The sequence below is a fragment of the Alteromonas sp. ABH4_454 genome (assembly GCF_056311775.1).
The window spans coordinates 4,199,115-4,216,663 of sequence record NZ_CM149972.1; the positions used below are offsets into that span (position 1 = coordinate 4,199,115).

The 17,549-nt window shown below is 44.8% G+C and carries 11 protein-coding genes and 2 pseudogenes; 5 read left to right on the plus strand and 8 right to left on the minus strand.

Annotated features, from left to right (window positions below):
• Positions 1-219: 219 nt before the first annotated feature.
• Positions 220-996 (minus strand): peroxide stress protein YaaA, encoded by a 777-nt coding sequence (gene yaaA, locus ACYX4W_RS18325; protein ID WP_474805304.1) that lies wholly within the window; start codon positions 994-996, stop codon positions 220-222.
• A gap of 386 nt (positions 997-1,382) precedes the next feature.
• Between yaaA and tal the strand changes: the two genes are divergently transcribed.
• From tal to ACYX4W_RS18340, 3 genes are all read left to right on the plus strand, one after another.
• On the plus strand, positions 1,383-2,342 hold the full coding sequence (tal, locus tag ACYX4W_RS18330) for a transaldolase (protein WP_179984321.1): 960 nt from the start codon (positions 1,383-1,385) through the stop codon (positions 2,340-2,342).
• 15 nt (positions 2,343-2,357) lie between these two features.
• A complete protein-coding gene (gene pgi / locus ACYX4W_RS18335) occupies positions 2,358-4,007 on the plus strand; it encodes a glucose-6-phosphate isomerase (protein WP_474805303.1) in 1,650 nt (549 codons plus the stop codon).
• Between the two features lie 362 nt (positions 4,008-4,369).
• Complete coding sequence (locus tag ACYX4W_RS18340) at positions 4,370-4,546, plus strand: DUF3545 family protein (protein ID WP_081765847.1); 177 nt, start codon at positions 4,370-4,372, stop codon at positions 4,544-4,546.
• 76 nt (positions 4,547-4,622) lie between these two features.
• Here the strand turns inward: ACYX4W_RS18340 and ung are convergent, their stop codons facing one another.
• The 6 genes and pseudogenes from ung to ACYX4W_RS18370 all read right to left on the minus strand — a co-directional run bounded on the left by ung (position 4,623) and on the right by ACYX4W_RS18370 (position 14,422).
• Positions 4,623-5,294 (minus strand): uracil-DNA glycosylase, encoded by a 672-nt coding sequence (gene ung, locus ACYX4W_RS18345; protein ID WP_474805302.1) that lies wholly within the window; start codon positions 5,292-5,294, stop codon positions 4,623-4,625.
• A pseudogene (thrC, locus tag ACYX4W_RS18350) lies at positions 5,294-6,578 on the minus strand (threonine synthase). Before thrC ends, ung begins: the two are co-directional and overlap by 1 nt.
• A 121-nt stretch (positions 6,579-6,699) precedes the next feature.
• Positions 6,700-7,644, minus strand: coding sequence for a homoserine kinase (thrB, locus tag ACYX4W_RS18355; protein WP_474805300.1), 945 nt, complete (start codon positions 7,642-7,644; stop codon positions 6,700-6,702).
• 121 nt (positions 7,645-7,765) lie between these two features.
• Positions 7,766-10,231, minus strand: coding sequence for a bifunctional aspartate kinase/homoserine dehydrogenase I (gene thrA / locus ACYX4W_RS18360; RefSeq protein WP_474805299.1), 2,466 nt, complete (start codon positions 10,229-10,231; stop codon positions 7,766-7,768).
• A gap of 378 nt (positions 10,232-10,609) precedes the next feature.
• Positions 10,610-13,189: an excinuclease ABC subunit UvrA gene (locus ACYX4W_RS18365; RefSeq protein WP_476074144.1), complete on the minus strand. Its 2,580-nt coding sequence runs from the start codon at positions 13,187-13,189 to the stop codon at positions 10,610-10,612.
• A 156-nt stretch (positions 13,190-13,345) separates the two neighbouring features.
• Positions 13,346-14,422 carry a CobW family GTP-binding protein gene (locus ACYX4W_RS18370; RefSeq protein WP_476074145.1) on the minus strand — a complete coding sequence of 359 codons (1,077 nt, stop codon included), beginning with the start codon at positions 14,420-14,422 and terminating at the stop codon, positions 13,346-13,348.
• Between the two features lie 406 nt (positions 14,423-14,828).
• Between ACYX4W_RS18370 and cdd the strand changes: the two genes are divergently transcribed.
• The gene (gene cdd, locus ACYX4W_RS18375; protein ID WP_476074146.1) at positions 14,829-15,245 is read left to right on the plus strand and encodes a cytidine deaminase; all 417 of its coding nucleotides are present in this window, start codon (positions 14,829-14,831) and stop codon (positions 15,243-15,245) included.
• Between the two features lie 76 nt (positions 15,246-15,321).
• On the opposite strand, the pseudogene ACYX4W_RS18380 reads toward cdd, so the two are convergent.
• Positions 15,322-16,201, minus strand: a pseudogene (locus tag ACYX4W_RS18380) (LysR substrate-binding domain-containing protein).
• A gap of 187 nt (positions 16,202-16,388) precedes the next feature.
• Between ACYX4W_RS18380 and ACYX4W_RS18385 the strand changes: the two are divergent.
• Positions 16,389-17,543 carry an S-(hydroxymethyl)glutathione dehydrogenase/class III alcohol dehydrogenase gene (locus ACYX4W_RS18385; protein WP_476074147.1) on the plus strand — a complete coding sequence of 385 codons (1,155 nt, stop codon included), beginning with the start codon at positions 16,389-16,391 and terminating at the stop codon, positions 17,541-17,543.
• Positions 17,544-17,549 lie beyond the last annotated feature (6 nt).

Sequence of the window (17,549 nt, forward strand, 5' to 3'; positions counted from 1 at the left end):
TATGATAGCTAATCTTATCGTAGTACGGCGATTCGCTTTTATTACAAAGAAGGGAAAAGATTTGACTTCAGCTATTGTAAGCGTGTGATTGGGCCTCGATATAGAATAGCCATCGCGCAAATGCGATGGCTATGTATCGAAGGCGAAGTTTCTTTAGCTAATCCAGAGCGAAGCTGCTGAGCCCGGCTCACTATCAGTCATTATTACTCAAAAAAGCTATTAACTTTCTTGGTTACGCAGAAATACCAATTCTGTTGATGAGCTTTGCTCTTCGCTAAATTGATAGCCGTCTACGTCGAAGTTTTTCAAGCCTTCTACATCTTCAACACGGTTTTCAAGAATGTAGCGCGCCATTAGGCCGCGGGCTTTCTTCGCGAAAAAGCTGATAATTTTATACTGACCGTTTTTGTAATCTTTGAAGGTGGGCGTAATGATCATGCCGTCTAAGGACTTTTTCTTTACTGCTTTAAAGTATTCATTCGACGCAAGATTAATTAACACATTATCACCCTGCGCCTTTAACGCCTTGTTTAAGACGTAGGTAATGCGGTCATCCCAAAACGCATACAGGTCTTTACCTTCAGGATTCGCGAGTTTAGTGCCCATTTCTAGACGATAGGCCTGCATTAAATCTAGCGGTCTTAGCAGCCCATACAGACCAGACAAAATACGAAGATGTTTTTGTGCGTATTCTACACTGTCGCTGTCTAGCGAGTAAGCATCAAGCCCAGTATAAACATCACCGTTAAATGCATACATTGCCTGACGCGCATTCTCTGGTGTGAACGGTGTAGAAAACTCAGCAAAACGGTTAGCATTTAAGGTTGCCAATTTATCGCTTATTTTCATTAGCGATGATAAGTCAGCCGGAGACAAAGTGCGGCACACTTCCATCAAACGTTCAGTGTCTTCAAGCATGTCAGGTTGTGTAAACTGACTTACAGGAACTTCGCTTTCAAAATCTAAATTTTTTGCTGGGGATACTACAACTAACATTTCGACTCCTTAAATTTTTACGCACTTATTGTACCACCTGATACGCAGTAAAAAGCAAAATGGCATAAGAAAGACACAAATTGGCTTAACAGAGAAATCCGATTAGCGAATTTGTCATTATTCAATGTATGAATTGTCACACGGGTTTGATATAAATAGCATTACAAAAAATATTCAAACAATAACCTTGATGCACTGCTTATGAGTGCTTCTTGAAAACCAAAGCGCTATTTTCGACTTAGCTTAGTTTGTTTTTTAAAAGCTAAGTAAACAAAGAGAAAACGCAAGCGCAATATCCTACAAAAACGCGCAAGCGTATCGTTTTATTCAACTGGCTATTCTAGCGAGTTGTCCAAGTTTATTATTGATAAAGTACAGAGAGAATTATGAGCAATCAGTTAGCTTCATTACGTGATATCACTACCGTAGTTGCCGATACCGGCGACATCGATGCCATCAAAAAATATCAGCCGGTTGACGCTACTACCAACCCGTCGCTACTGCTAAAAGCAGCAGGTCTTCCTCAGTATGCAAGCTTAATTGATGACGCTGTAGCGTGGGCAAAACTTCAGTCAAACGATGCTGACCAGCAATTAACTGATGCCTCTGACAAGTTAGCAGTAGCCATTGGTAAAGAAATTTCTGCAACCATCCCTGGCCGTATTTCTACAGAAGTAGACGCCCGCCTATCATTTGATACTGCCGCTACTATTGAAAAAGCAGAGCGCTTGGTACAGTTGTACGAAGATGCAGGTATCGATAAGTCACGCATTCTTATTAAAATTGCGTCTACGTGGGAAGGTATTCAAGCTGCTGAAGCACTTGAGAAAAAAGGTATTCAGTGCAACCTAACCCTGCTATTCAGCTTCGCCCAAGCACAAGCATGTGCAGAAGCAGGCGTTTACCTTATCTCTCCATTTGTAGGCCGTATTCTAGACTGGTACAAAAAGGCGACTGGCACTGAATCTTACGCAGCAGATGAAGATCCTGGCGTAGTGTCAGTGACCAAAATTTATAACTACTACAAAGAGCACGGCTACAACACGGTTGTAATGGGCGCAAGCTTCCGCAACATTGGCGAAATTCAGGCACTAGCTGGCTGTGACCGTCTAACTATCAGCCCTGCACTACTTGAAGAACTAGCCAACGAGCCAGGTGAACTAGAAGTTAAGCTTAAAGACAATGGTGCGACAAAAACGCCAGGCGACCGTTTAACAGAAAGTGAGTTCCGCTGGGCAATGAACGAAGATGCGATGGCAACGGAAAAACTATCTGAAGGCATTCGCAACTTCGCAGCTGACCAAGAAAAGCTTGAAACCATGCTTCGCGAAAAACTAAGTGCATAAGGAACCGACGAGACAATGAGTGTTTTAACTTCTCTTCCCGAATGGAAAAAGCTGTCTGAACTTGCATCAGCGGTGAAAGATGCCCATATGCGCGACTGGTTTGCACAAGATGCAAATCGCGCAGAAAAGATGCAGCTTGAAGCCTGCGGTATTTTTCTTGATTACTCAAAAAACCGTGTAAATGACGACGCGCTTAAAGGGCTTTTCGATCTTGCTCGAGCGTGCAAACTAGAAACCCTGCGCGACGCAATGTTTTCTGGTGAGCAGATTAACTCAACAGAAGGTCGCGCAGTGCTGCATACCGCGCTTCGTAACTTCTCTGACCGCAAAGTATTGGTAGACGGTGAAGACGTCATGCCTGAGGTGCACGCCACCCTTGAAAAAATTGAAGCCTTTACTGCCTCAATCCACAGTGGTGAACACAAGGGCTATACTGGCAAACCTATTAAGCACATTGTAGCGATTGGTATTGGTGGTTCGTTCCTTGGCCCTAAAATCATGACCGAGGCGTTAAAACCTCATACGGTTGAGGCGGTTAAGGTTCACTTCGTGGCCAACGTTGACGGTTGCCACATTCACGACGTGCTATCTAGCGTTGATTTTGAAGAAACCCTTGTGGTTATGTCATCAAAGTCTTTCTCTACCCAAGAGACGCTGCAGAACACGCTAACGGCTAAAGACTGGTTCTTAAAGTCTGGCGGTACACAAGAAGATATCGCTAAGCACTTTGTCGCGGTATCTTCAAACGTTAAAGCAGCGACCGAATTTGGTATCAGCGCTGATAACATTTTCCCTATGTGGGACTGGGTAGGCGGTCGTTATTCGCTTTGGTCTGCTATAGGCCTACCTATTTCATTAGCTCTCGGCTTTGAAAACTTTAAAGGCTTACTTGAAGGTGCGTTTGAGATGGATAACCATTTCACTACTGCACCACTTGAAGAAAACATGCCTGTATTGCTTGCGTTGTTAGGCGTATGGTACAGAAACTTTTTCGATGCACAGTCTCATGTATTGCTGCCTTATTACCACTATCTTCGCGGTTTACCTGCCTACGTACAGCAGTTGGATATGGAAAGTAATGGCAAGGAAGTAACGCAAGAAGGTGAAAGCGTAGACTACCCTACTGGCCCAATTATTTGGGGTAGCGAAGGTACAAACGGGCAGCACAGTTTCCATCAGCTTATTCACCAAGGCTCTGGGGTTATACCAGCAGACTTTATGCTGCCGCTTAACGTTCCTAACCAAGACGACACGCATCACGCTATGCTTGCGTCTAATTGTTTTGGTCAAACCCAAGCGCTGATGCAGGGTAAAACCTTTGAAGAGTGTTATGCAGACCTTGACGGTAAAGGCCTAGACGACGCTGAACGCAAACGCTTGGCGGCTCATAAAACCATGCCTGGCAACAAGCCTAGCAATACTTTCTTGTTTGATAGCCTTACGCCTAAAACACTTGGCGCGCTGGTTGCAATGTATGAGCATAAGGTATTCGTTCAGGGTGTTATCTGGAACCTTAACTCATTCGACCAATGGGGCGTAGAGTTAGGTAAAGTACTAGGAAACCAAGTACTTGCTGGCATTCAAGGCGAAGCAGACAAAGATAATTTCGACGCTTCAACACAACAATTGATTGCTAAATTCAGAGCAGCGAATGCACCAAAATAAGGAATGCGAGGTGATTTAAAATCACCCACTTGGTGCAAATAACAAACTGAACGGCTAGCTTTTTCGGAAGCTAGCCGTTTTTTGTTGCGGTATTTATCAAGCACACGACAGACATTTTTGATGCCCGTAACACTGTACAGTTGATTACTAAGAAACCAAATAGGATCAATTACATACAGTTATTGTTCACGCTTTAAACACACTGGACATTTCCTAACCCTTGTCATCATATCGTCACAATTTGTTAATAAAAGGTAAATTAAACTATTTTATTTTAGTGGCGGCTGTGATACAAAATCGTACAGAGGGAATTAAAAACAAAAACTCTGTATTAGTTGTAGTGGTATAAAAAGGAGATCCCAGTGGATAAATCAGATCTATTTGCCATGTTAGACATCGAAGCAAGCCCAGCAAAAACCAAAAGCAAAAAAAGGAAGTGGAGAGAAATCGAGGCACTACGCGATAGGTACGCTTTAGAAAAAGAACTCGCCGAACTCGATTGTGGTTTCGAGTACGAGCTAGAGACACTGGAAAGATAAATAAAAAGGCCGCCTGTAATACAGGCGGCCTTTTTACTTTCTAGCATGGTGTAAATACTTAGCGTAAAAGCTAACGCTATACCTGCCAGGTGATCGGCGTTTTACCTTTGTCGACCAAATATTGGTTGGTTTGGCTGAAGTGTTTACAACCTAAAAAGCCTCTGTGCGCTGAAAGCGGAGATGGATGAGGTGCATGTAAGACGTGGTGTTTTTCACGGTCTATGTGCTTACCTTTTTTTTGCGCGTGACTTCCCCACAAAAGGAATACAACGTTGTGGCCGTGCGTATTGACCACATCGATTACCTTATTGGTGAAGGTTTCCCATCCCCATTTCGCATGGCTGTGGGCTTTCCCCTGCTCTACCGTTAGCACGGTATTGAGTAAAAGTACGCCTTGTTCTGCCCAAGACGTAAGCGTGCCATGATTAGGCTCGCTAAAACCGTCTATATCGGCTGACAATTCTTTGTACATGTTTTTCAGAGATGGAGGTGTCTTAACGCCCGCTTTTACTGAAAAACATAGCCCGTGTGCTTGATTAGGTCCGTGATAGGGATCTTGCCCTAAGATCACGACTTTAACCTTATCAAGCGGGGTGTATTTAAGTGCATTAAATACGTCAGACTGAGGCGGGTAAATAACGCTACCCGCTTCACGAGCGTTTTTCACCCGTTCAAGCAATTCAACAAAATAGTCTTTTTGTTTTTCATCACCTAACGTGCTTTGCCAAGTCAACTCCGATGATGACATTACTTAAGCAAATCCATCATGTGCTGTTTAAGTGCATCGTAGGACGCGGGTAAGTCCACCGCTAAGCTGTCTTCTCCCGCTACATCGGCCAAGGCTTTCGGTAAACTGATTGGGTTACCTAACACGTTTTCAACTGTTTCTCTGAACTTAGCCGGGTGCGCTGTTCCTAAGAACAAACCAATTTCACCGTCTTCTAAGTCGTGACTTACCGCGCGATAGGCAATAGCGGCGTGCGGCTCACTGGTATAGCCCTGCTGCGCTAGTTGACGCATTGCAAGCTGAGTATACTCTTCGTCTACCATCTCACCTTTCAGGCACGCTTTGTCGATATAACCACGCTCTATAAGCGCCTCAATACGAGGCCAGTTGTTTGGCTGACTAACATCCATCGCGTTAGACATAGTTGCAACCGTCGCTTTAGGGTCCCACTCGCCAGTTTTAAGGTAGCGAGGTACCGTATCATTTAGGTTAGTTGCCGCGATAAAACGCTTAATAGGTAGACCCAAAGATTTAGCAATCATGCCTGCGGTCAGGTTACCAAAGTTACCGCTAGGAACTGATATAACAAGCTGATCGCGCTTCTCTTTAGGCAGCTTGACTTACCGCTTCAAAGTAATAGCAAACCTGCGCCAACAAACGGCTAATATTGATTGAGTTTGCTGAGTTTAAGTGAAGACCTTCACGCACATCAGGGTCGTCAAACGCGGTTTTCACTAGCGATTGGCATGCATCGAAGTCTGACTCTACAGCAACGGTATGAATGTTACCGCCTAGCGTAGTGAATAACTTTTCTTGCAGCGCGCTAATCTTTCCTTTCGGGAACAAGATAACCACGTTGATGTTATCAATACCATGGAACGCGTGAGCAACTGCGGCACCTGTATCACCTGATGTTGCGGTTAAAATAGTCACTGGCTTGCCCTCGCTGATGCGCGAAAGGGTTTGCGCCATGAAACGGCCGCCGAAATCTTTAAATGCCAGCGTTGGACCGTGGAAAAGCTCTAGGCTGTAGACATTATCATTAACCTGCTCAACCGGCGCACCAAAAGCAAATGCGGTTTTAACAATTTCTTCTAGTTCGCCATTGTTCAGTTCGTCACCGATGAGCGCGCGAAGCACGTCAATGCTGCGCTCGACAAACGGTTTTTCCAACAGTTCATCGATATTATCTAGTGTTGGTATATGCTCTGGAAAATAAAGCCCTTGGTTTTTACCTAAGCCGCGCTTAACGGCTTCAGCAAAATTTGCTGTGTCCGATGAATCTTTTAAATTTACCAATTCCACTTGCTGTTACCTTTTTATGTGGGCAAATACTTCGCCCTTTCAATCTTTTAAATAATCTTTTTGCTTTTAAAAGTTACTATGACTTTAAGAAATCATGTGCTTTTAACAAATACATGTGCTTTTAACAAATAGTAGTACCTTGGCTTGGTATTTGGCACACATGGCTAAAGCCATCTTCGTTTTGGATGTAGTTCGCGGTTAAATATGCCGCGACTTCTTCCGCTTGCGCCTTGCTTGGGCATACAGCGAACACCGTAGGCCCCGAGCCCGAAATGCCAAAAGCTAGTGCCCCGGCTTGCTCGCTAAACGCGCGAGCTTCATCAAAACCTGGCAATAGCGATTTTCTGTAAGGCTCGGCAATAACATCTTTCATTACCGACGCCGCCAAGTCAAAGTTACCCGCATGCAGTGCGTGTACGAACACGCCAAGTTGTCGACCAAAGGTAAGCGCCGTCGCCATATCCACCTGCTTAGGCAAGATGTCACGCGCTGCGGCTGTGGATACGCTAATACCCGAATAGCAAACTGCATAGTACCAGTCATCGTTAAGAGGTAGAGACAGAGTGACCGGCGCATCGCTACCTGTCATCAAAGTCATGCCACCTAAATAACATGGCGCAACATTGTCAAAGTGAATACTACCGCTTATTTGACCTTCTAACTCACCCATCATAATAAGTAGCGTATCTTCATCAAATGGCGTATCGAAGTAAGCATTAAGTGCCGCAAACGCTGCCACAATAGAACTTGCGCTTGAACCTAAACCACTACCAATAGGTAGATTTTTATGTAGCGTTAGTGCAACAGGAGAGGTTGGCTTTCCAGCCTTTTCCATTTGCTCACAAAAATAGTGATAGCACTTAGTAACTATATTGCTATCCGCATCGCCCGGAAGCTTGTGAGCAAAGCGCCCCACCGTTTCTAATGAAAATGACTCAGCCGCTTTTATTTCAACTTCATCACCGAGCTTAGTACCGTCAACCGGCGCAAGCGCTGCGCCCAGTACGTCAAAGCCTAGGCTTACATTTCCAATTGATGCCGGCGCAAAGGCCTTGAATGCTTTCATATAATTTCTCTTACTTCGCTTGCGACTTAACGCGATAAATCACTGGCCTAAGTCACACCTTCGAATTTCTTACTTTAGCCACTTACCCATTACGCAAAGCATGCTTTGCGTTATTTAGCGGTTAATGCGCCATTTGTTTCCACGGCATAGTGCGTAAAATGTCGGCAAATACCCCTGCCGCCGTTACCGTACCACCTGCACCATATCCTCTAATTACATAAGGGATTGGACTGTAGTAGTCACTATTAATCGCCAGTGCATTCTCGCCGTCTTTCACCTGAGAAAGCGGATTGCTAGCAGGGACGGCCTGTACACTAACTTTGCACTTTCCATCTTCAATGCTGCCAATATAGCGAAGCACTTTGCCTTCCGCTTTAGCCGCCTCAACTTTATCATTCATCGCAGCATCTAACTCGGGTAGCTGCTGCATAAATTCGTCGATAGAACAGTTTTCTGCAAATCCCGAAGGCAGTACCGACTCAATCTCTATATCAGAAAGCTCAAGCTCTAAATCGGCTTCACGGGCCATAATAAGCAACTTACGAGCAACGTCCATACCGCTTAAATCGTCGCGAGGATCTGGCTCGGTAAAACCGTTGTCTTTGGCCGTTTGTGTCGCTTGCGACAGGCTCATGCCCTCTTCAAGCTTACCGAATACGTAAGACAAGCTGCCTGAAAGAATACCTTCAAAACGATGCAGCACATCACCTGCACTGAATAGTTTTTGCAGGTTGTCGATAACAGGAAGGCCCGCGCCCACTGTTGTCTCATACAAATATTGGCGATTCGTATTAAGTGCAGTCTTACGTAACTTGCGGTAATAAGACATAGCGCTGGTATTCGCCTTTTTGTTAGGCGTTACTACGTGGAAGCCGCTTTCCATCATATCAACGTACTGATTAGCGATGGCTTCATGGCTTGTACAATCAACAATGACTGGGTTGACCAAGCTGGTATCGTTTGCGAACTGATGCAAGCGCTCTACACTCAAGCCTTCACTTGCAGAGTCCAGGGCCGCTTTCCAATCGCTGCTTAAATCAATACCTTGGCTGTTCAACAGCAATTTACGGCTATTTGCTATACCGTAAACGCGCAGCTGAATATTACGTTTTAAAAGTGCTGGCTGTTGTTTTTCAATCTGACCTAGCAGTTCAGTGCCTACATTGCCACACCCTACTAGGAATACGTCTATGGTATGGCGGTCAGAGAAAAAATTCTGATGAATAACCTTAACCGCTTTCTTAGCACGCTTACTTTCGATTACTGTGGAAATTGAGCGTTCTGAAGAGCCCTGTGCGATAGCAACGTTATTTACTCGTGCTTGGGCTAGTGAGTTAAAGAATCGCGCTGCCAAACCTTTGGTTTGACGCATACCATCGCCTACCAAAGTAACAATGGCCAGATCGTGACGTACTTCGATAGGATCTAGCAATTGATTTTGCAGCTCTAGCGCGAAAGCATCTTCAAGTAGCGTTAATGCACGGCTGGCGTCTTTGCTTTGAATACAAAAACTAATTGAGTATTCCGAAGATGACTGCGTAATAAGGCTAATTGAAATATTAGCGTTCGACATAACCTCAAACACACGGCTCGCCATACCCACCATGCCTTTAAGGCCTGGCCCTGCAACGTTGAACATGGTGACGTTATCAAGCTGTGAAATACCTTTCACCGACGTCCACACTTCGCTTTTCTCATTACTGATTAACGTACCAGGCGCTGCCGGGTTCAACGTATTTCTGATCAAACAAGGTATGTGATGCTGGGCGATAGGCCCGATAGTTTTAGGGTGAAGCACCTTGGCACCGAAGTAAGACAACTCCATCGCCTCTTGATAAGTAAGCTTGTCTAGCAGCACCGCGCCTTCCACTTGATTGGGGTCAGCGTTATACACACCGTCTACGTCTGTCCAAATTTCACAGCAGCTAGCGTCTATACACGCCGCTAAAATAGCCGCTGAATAGTCAGAGCCATTACGTCCTAGCGTTACTTTTTCGCCTGCTTCGTTAACAGCTACAAAGCCAGGCATAACCAAAAACTCACTGCCATCGGTAGGCACATCTGAAAAACGCGCTTTACTTAGCGATACGTCGGCAATACTGTCTAAGTAATCGCCCTCAGCAAGCACATATTTAACTGGGTCGATAACGCGGTTTGCAATGCCTTTAGCCGATAACATAGCGCTAAAGAGCGTAACCGAGATGTATTCGCCAATACTAAGAATACCAGCAGCAACATTATCTGGCGCAACGCCGAGCAGTTTAATGCCTTCAAGGTGCTGTTTTAATACTGATAAGTGACTATTGATAAATTCCACCACGCTTGCGTGTTCAAATCCGTCGAGTTCATCGTTCAGGTCGTTGGCAATGCCTGTGACCGTGTCATTCAACTTATCGAATAATGGCTGGAAATCTTCACCCGCGGCTGCTTGTTCACAAAGTAGTGAAAGCGCGTTCGTTACCCCCTTTGGGGCAGAGAGTACAACCGCAGCACCGTCGGTTTGGTGGGTTGCCGTGCTAATTTCCATAACGCGCATGTATCGCGGTGCATCGGCTAGAGAAGAACCCCCAAACTTTAAGACTTTCATATGCTGCTCCTTAAGGTTACGCATGCTAAAACGTGTGTAAAAAAAAGCCCGCTCTGTGTTAGGCGGGCTTTCGTTGTCTTTTGCTTACTTGCACTAGTCAGCGACCGCCCTTTTTAAGGTGGTAATTAACATAATGGTGGTGCGAGTAAGTAGAATCTTTTTCATACAAGCAATTTGCCGTATAGACGTCTATAAGTCAACCGCAGTTTTCACCACACTGTATTGCAAAATATGAAACACTCTTTAATTAATATTTCTTTTTGAGGTACAAATACAGTTTAAGCAGTTTCTAAATTGGCTTACTTGTACTTAAGTAGCTTTAAACAAGTACTTATTTCTACGATCATTTAAACCGAACTCATTCAGTGAAAGCCTTTGTTAGAGCAAGCTCGCCTTCAAAAATGGGGCTGTTGCACTTTGTTTAACCTTAGCAACCTCCTCTGGGCTACCTTCAGCAACGATTTCTCCCCCCTCATCACCAGCGCCCGGCCCCATATCTATAATGTGGTCACAAGCCACAGCCACCTGCATATTGTGCTCAACCATCACCACCGTATTCCCCGCTTCAACTAGCGTGGTTAAATGCTGCATAAGTAGCGAGGTGTCTGAAAGGTGTAAACCTGTTGTAGGTTCATCCAGCACGTAAAGAGTATTAGCATTTTGAGCACGTTTAAGTTCTGACGCTAATTTAATGCGCTGCGCCTCGCCGCCTGATAATTCAGTAGCACTTTGCCCCAGAGTTAAATAGCCAAGCCCTACATTCATTAGCGTTCGAAGCCCCCGCGTAATGACTTGATTACTCTTGAATATAGATAGTGCTTCTTCAACCGTAAGCGATAGTACGTCAGCGATAGAGTGTTCGTTGTAACCAACTTCCAGTACGTTATCGTTAAAACGCTGTCCGTTACAAACGGTACAGGGGGAATAAACACTCGGCATAAACAGTAGTTCTACCGATACCACGCCCAAGCCTTCACAATGTGGGCACCGCCCTTTTGCGACGTTAAACGAAAAATGACCCGCATCGTACCCACGGGCTTTCGCTTCTTCGGTTGAAGCAAATAAACTTCTGATTTGATCAAATATGCCGGTATAGGTTGCCAATGTTGAACGAGGTGTCCTGCCGATGGGAGACTGATCTACCACAACTATACGACTTAACTCATCAAGCCCGCTTTCAACATAGCCTTGCTGCGGCTCAGTTTCATGAGAAAAAGCGTCTTGAGCAAGGAGCGAATTGGCGTCAGTAAGCAGTTCTTTCGTTTTTCTCGTCTCTTTCGTTTCTTTCGCTCGCTTCTCTTCTTTCTCGACTGTACTTAAACCATCTTTGACTAACTCAACTAATGCTTGGCTAATCAAACTCGACTTTCCAGAGCCGGAAACGCCAGTAACACAGGTCATCACGCCAAGTGGAATATTAATATCAACATGGCTGACATTATTTTTGGAAACGTCTTTTAAACGCAATGCCTTTGATGATTTGCGTTTGCTACGCTGGCTTAGGGCTTTATTGTTAAAAACGTAGTCTGCCGTTGGGGAGCTTTTATTGCTTGCCAGTTCTTTAACCGGCCCACTATAAACCAGATCACCTCCGTTCACTCCCGCTCGCGGCCCTACGTCTACAACCCAGTTAGCGCCTTTGATAACATAAGGATTGTGCTCGACAACAAGCAACGAATTTCCCGTTTCGGTAATAGTGTGAAGCGCGCGAATAAGCCCTTCTACATCGCGAGGGTGAAGACCTGATGAGGGTTCATCCATCACAAATACAACGCCAAATAAGTTCGATTTAAGCTGGGTCGCCAGACGCAATCGCTGTAGTTCGCCTACTGAGATACTTGTTGTACTTCTATCTAACGACAGGTAATGAAGCCCAAGCGCTATTATCGGTTTCACTCTTTCAATAATGTCGCCCGTAATATTGCGTATTACCTGACCACGCTCTGAAGTATCGCCGTCGACTGACTTTCTTAACGCCTGAAGCTTTTCATGAACTTGCTGTAGTGGCAGCCTTGAAAAATCAATAATATCTAAGCCATCAACTTTCACTGCCAGCGCTTTTTGCTTAAGCTTTTTTCCACGGCAAACTGGACATGCTTCAACAGATATGAAGGGAGCGATTCGCTGCTTCATTTTCTCTTTTTGAGACGTTTTGAAGGTGTCGAGCACATGACGCCGCGCGCTGATAAACTTTCCATTGTAGCTAGCAGGTTCACCTTCTTGTTGTGCTTTACGAGTTTGCGCTAGATTGTAATTTCGATAGACGGGTACCTGTGGCATTTCGTCGGTATACAGGATCCAGTCGCGCGTTTTTTGAGGCAGTTCACGCCATGGAATATCAACATCAATATCAAGCGATAACAATACCCTTACTAGGTTTTTGCCCTGCCACGCCCCAGGCCAAGCTGCCACAGCGCCCTTCCGTATAGTAAGGCTATCGTCGGGTACAAGGCGATGAGCTTGTGTGTCAAAAACTTTTCCAATACCGTCACAGTGTTCACATGCACCTTCAGGCGTATTAGGAGAGAAACTGTCTGCGTAAACAATGTTCTGCCCTTCGGGATAGTCGCCTGCCCGGGAATAAAGCATTCGCAGGCTATTAGATAGCGTGGTGATACTGCCAACAGAAGAACGAACGGAAGGTGCGCCACGGCGCTGATGGAGGCCCACAGCAGGAGGTAGGCCTTCAATCGCGTCTACGTCAGGTTTCTCCACCTGCTCAATCAACCGCCGGGCATAAGGTGATATTGAATCTAAATAGCGGTGCTGAGCCTCGGCATAAAGCGTGCCGAAAGCCAAAGAAGATTTTCCTGAACCAGATACACCGGTGAACACCACCACTTCATTTCGCGGTATATCGATACTAATATTCTTTAAGTTGTGTACACGGGCACCGCGCACCGCGATATGCCCTTCGTTTATTTGCCCTTTAATCTGTTGCCTTTCATTATATTGCACCTACACACCTATTTCATTTTGCAATTAGCAGTTCTACCTTGTAGACACAAAGCTGTTAAATATAAATATGTGTAGGTTAAAAGCCGTTTTTCCGATCAATTATTTACACAGAAGTAGTCTTCACCGTTTAATCGGTAAAGTTCATACTTATACAGGCTATGCCTGCAGACACTTCAACATTTCGTTTTCGATTTGCGCCCAGTTCAAAGGCTCAGTGCTGATGATCTCAATGCGACTGTCTCGTCTATAGGCAACCTTATCGAAGTCATGCTCATCTTTTACGCGATTGTAAAATACCCAAACATTACCTATCTTTATTACCCCTTTGATACGGCTTATATGTTTAAGCTTGTTAAGCACGGTTTCAAGCTGCCAGTAGTCAAAGCAGTCGTTGCGATGGAAAACCCAGCCACAACTGTATAACCCATTCCCGTTACCCGTTTTACGCAAAGGTTTACCCGGCGCCGCTATATCATTGTAAGCGTCGTGTGAATGGCTATTTCTGCTCGACTCGTGGCTGCGTTGACTGGACTCATGGCTATGTTTACTGAGCTCATGGCTGTGCCCATGGTCGTGGTGATGATGTTGGTGAGCTTCTGGAAACTGCGCTTTGAGTTCCCCATTTCTTACTACATCAAGTAAACCAATATCAAATGCAGCACGCGTTACTCGACCAATAAACTGCTTGGGAGGAAACATTGCGTTTAAACTGTCTTCGGTGGCGGTAATCTGAGCTTCGCTTGCCAGGTCACACTTATTGATAAGTACCACATCGGCAAGGTTTAGTTGGTCGTGAAATGTTTCGTTATTGATTACCTCTGGCTCTCCCAGCGAACGAGGATCCAGCAAACAAATAGTCGCCCGTAAATCAAGCTTCCCACGAAACGCTGGCCCGCTTAAAGTATCAATAATACCCTCAGGATGACCTATACCTGTTGGTTCGATAATCAGCCGGTCGGGCCTAGCTTGTTCAATTAAGGCGCGCACTGTTTTACCTAGTGAAGCCCCTAAGGCACAGCAAATACAGCCTCCAGCCAACTCTTTAACAAAAAGGCCGTTTTTATCGGGAAACATTTCTTGATCAACGCCAACTTGGCCAAATTCATTAACGAGAATAGCCCAGTTTTCCTCCTCCGGCTTATTGCTTAATAGTGTGTTGATGGCTGTAGTTTTACCCACACCTAAAAAACCGGTCAAAATATTGGTGGGAATTAATGATGCATTCTGGGTCATAACTACTCTCTTACTAAACGGTAATTCACTGTCAGAAAAAAGGGTTGCTAGTTAGGCAATCTAATGATGATCAGCAACTAATATTAGGGGCTGTTAATCTATGCTGTATATCAGAGTTCAACAGACCCAAAGTATGTTATAACAAATGAGAGACATTCATCATTACACAATCTGTAAAATACTATTACTAAATAGATAACAAGCTCCCACTCACTCACTGACTCCCTTGACTTCAATGGGCATTAATATCAACAAGCATGGAAAAATCCAAGCTGAGCAGTGACTTCTCGATAAGTGTTCGATAGGTGTTCGATTGGGGCGGTTGAAAACATTGTAAATTTTACGTTGTACTGCTTGATAAGTGCCGTTAATATCACCTCCCCCTTTAGAAAAGTGGTACTAAAAAATGCTAGAAAATGTACATCAGGGTGTGGTGGATGCGTACCAAAACGCACTTAGCGCGCGAGAAAACTCTTACTCACCGTATTCTCATTTTAAAGTTGGTGCAGCAGTAAAATTTAAAGGTGTAGAGCAAATCTTTTACGGTTGTAACGTTGAAAATGCAAGCTATGGTGCAACGATTTGTGCCGAGCGAAATGCTATTTGGAGCGGTGTTGCCGCGGTAGGTAAGCGAGACATGGAGTACCTCATTGTTGTCGCCGACCAAGAAAATCCCGTCCCGCCATGCGCTCTATGTTTACAAGTAATATCTGAGTTCTATGATGCTGAGATGCCAATTTATTTAGGTAACCTAGACGGGCTACAAAAAATGTATCGCCTCAAAGAGATTCTACCTGTACCGTTTAACACTTTTGTTGCGTAATAGCGCACAGTATTAAGTGCTATTATCAGCGTGCGCGGGACTGACTATATTGTTAGTAAATTATGAGTTAACCAACTCAACTATCTGAAACAATATGCTGAGACAAGAAATCTACGAGTAATCTAATTTTTGGTGCGACATTTCGATTTGAAGGGAACACTGCCCAAATGGCTTCTTGTTTGTCCTTATATTGAGGGAATATCTCAATAAGTTCGCCCCTAGCCAACGCTTCGCGAACATAGAACCCTGGCAATTGGACAATCCCTAAACCGGCAACGGCAGCACTACACAGTGCGTTACCACTGTTGTAACGCACTCTTCCTTGAACCGGGATACTTTGTATTTCCTTATTCACTAGAAAACGCCAATACGGCTGCGATCCTATCAATAGAGCGTGGTCTTTAAGTTCTTCTAATGACCCTGGTTGGCCATTATCTTCAAAATAACTGCTGCTGCCACACACAAACAAGTGACGTGTCGCGAGTTTTTTAGCGACAAGCGTGGAGTCTTCAAGTTTACCTATTCGAATAGCCAAGTCGAGTCCCATGTCAACAATATCAAGCTTATCGTTAGAAAAAGTACACTGCACGCTAATACCTGCGTATTTGTGCATAAAATCATTGAGCAAAGGCGCTATAAATGCTTCTCCGAATGCCACTGGTGCCGTAAGTTTAATAAGACCCTGTGGAGAATCTTGCAGTGCACTCACCGAGAGACTGCGCATCTTCTAGCGCTTTTAGGGCTGGCAGCGCTTGCTCAAAGTACAGAGCGCCGGCTTCGGTAAGCGAGACACTGCGCGTTGTTCTTTGTAACAGCTTTACACCTAACTGCTTCTCAAGCGATGCTACCTTACGGCTGATTTGCGCTACAGATGTATCAAGCTTGTTTGAAGCGCCAGTAAAGTTGCCTACCTCGGCAACCGCACAAAACTCTGCAATACCCTCTAAATACTTCATCTTATTACCTTTCTATGCAGCTATGCGAAATGCTTCGCTGTTTGTCACTTTTAGTTAGCTTACGCTACCATAAATTATTACAGATATGAAAAACTGATTTACTTAATCTGTATTTATTATTTATCCCCCTTCTCCTATACTTTGGGCATAGATTATCTATATTCATTAATAATTACGGAGTCAGTATATGGCGTTCAAAGATTCATTACAGAAAGGTCAAACGCACATTAAGTCAAAAGCTGCGGTTGCTTGGGGCCCTGGTGTACCATTAAAGATGGAAGAGGTTGACGTAGAGCTTCCAAAGAAAGGTGAAGTCCTTGTACGCATCGTAGCAACAGGCGTATGCCACACCGACGCATTTACACTATCTGGCGATGACCCAGAAGGTGTATTCCCTTCGATCTTAGGTCACGAAGGTGGCGGTATTGTTGAAATGGTGGGTGAAGGCGTTACTAGTGTAGAGGTTGGCGATCACGTAATACCACTTTACACCGCAGAGTGCGGCGAATGTAAGTTCTGTAAATCAGGTAAGACTAACCTTTGCCAAGCAGTGCGCGAGACGCAAGGTAAAGGCCTAATGCCAGATGGCACAAGTCGTTTTTCTAAAGATGGCGAGCCAATTTATCATTATATGGGCTGTTCAACATTTTCTGAGTTCACGGTTCTGCCTGAAATATCGCTGGCTAAAGTTAACAAAAATGCACCGCTCGACGAGGTTTGCCTACTTGGTTGTGGTGTAACTACGGGTATGGGTGCAGTACTTAAAACAGCAAAAGTACAAGAAGGCGACACGGTTGCTATTTTTGGTTTAGGTGGTATCGGTCTATCTGCCATTATAGGTGCACGTATGGCGGGCGCTGGTCGCATTATTGGTATTGACCTTAACGAAAGTAAGTTTGACCTGGCGAAGCAGCTTGGCGCAACTGACGTGGTAAATCCACAGAATTTCGACAAGCCTATTCAGGAAGTGATTGTTGAAATGACTGACGGCGGCGTTGACTACTCATTTGAATGTATTGGCAACGTGAACGTTATGCGCTCTGCGCTTGAATGCTGCCACAAAGGTTGGGGTGAATCAGTAATCATCGGTGTTGCAGGCGCAGGACAAGAAATTTCAACGCGTCCATTCCAGTTAGTGACAGGTCGTGTATGGCGCGGCTCTGCGTTTGGTGGAGTTAAAGGTCGCTCAGAGCTACCAGGAATTGTTGAACAATACCTAAACGGTGATTTTGGCCTTCAAGAGTTTATCACTCATACCATGGGTCTTGATGAAATAAACGAAGCCTTTGATTTAATGCATAAAGGCGAAAGTATCCGCTCCGTTGTCCATATGGATAAATAAGCGTTA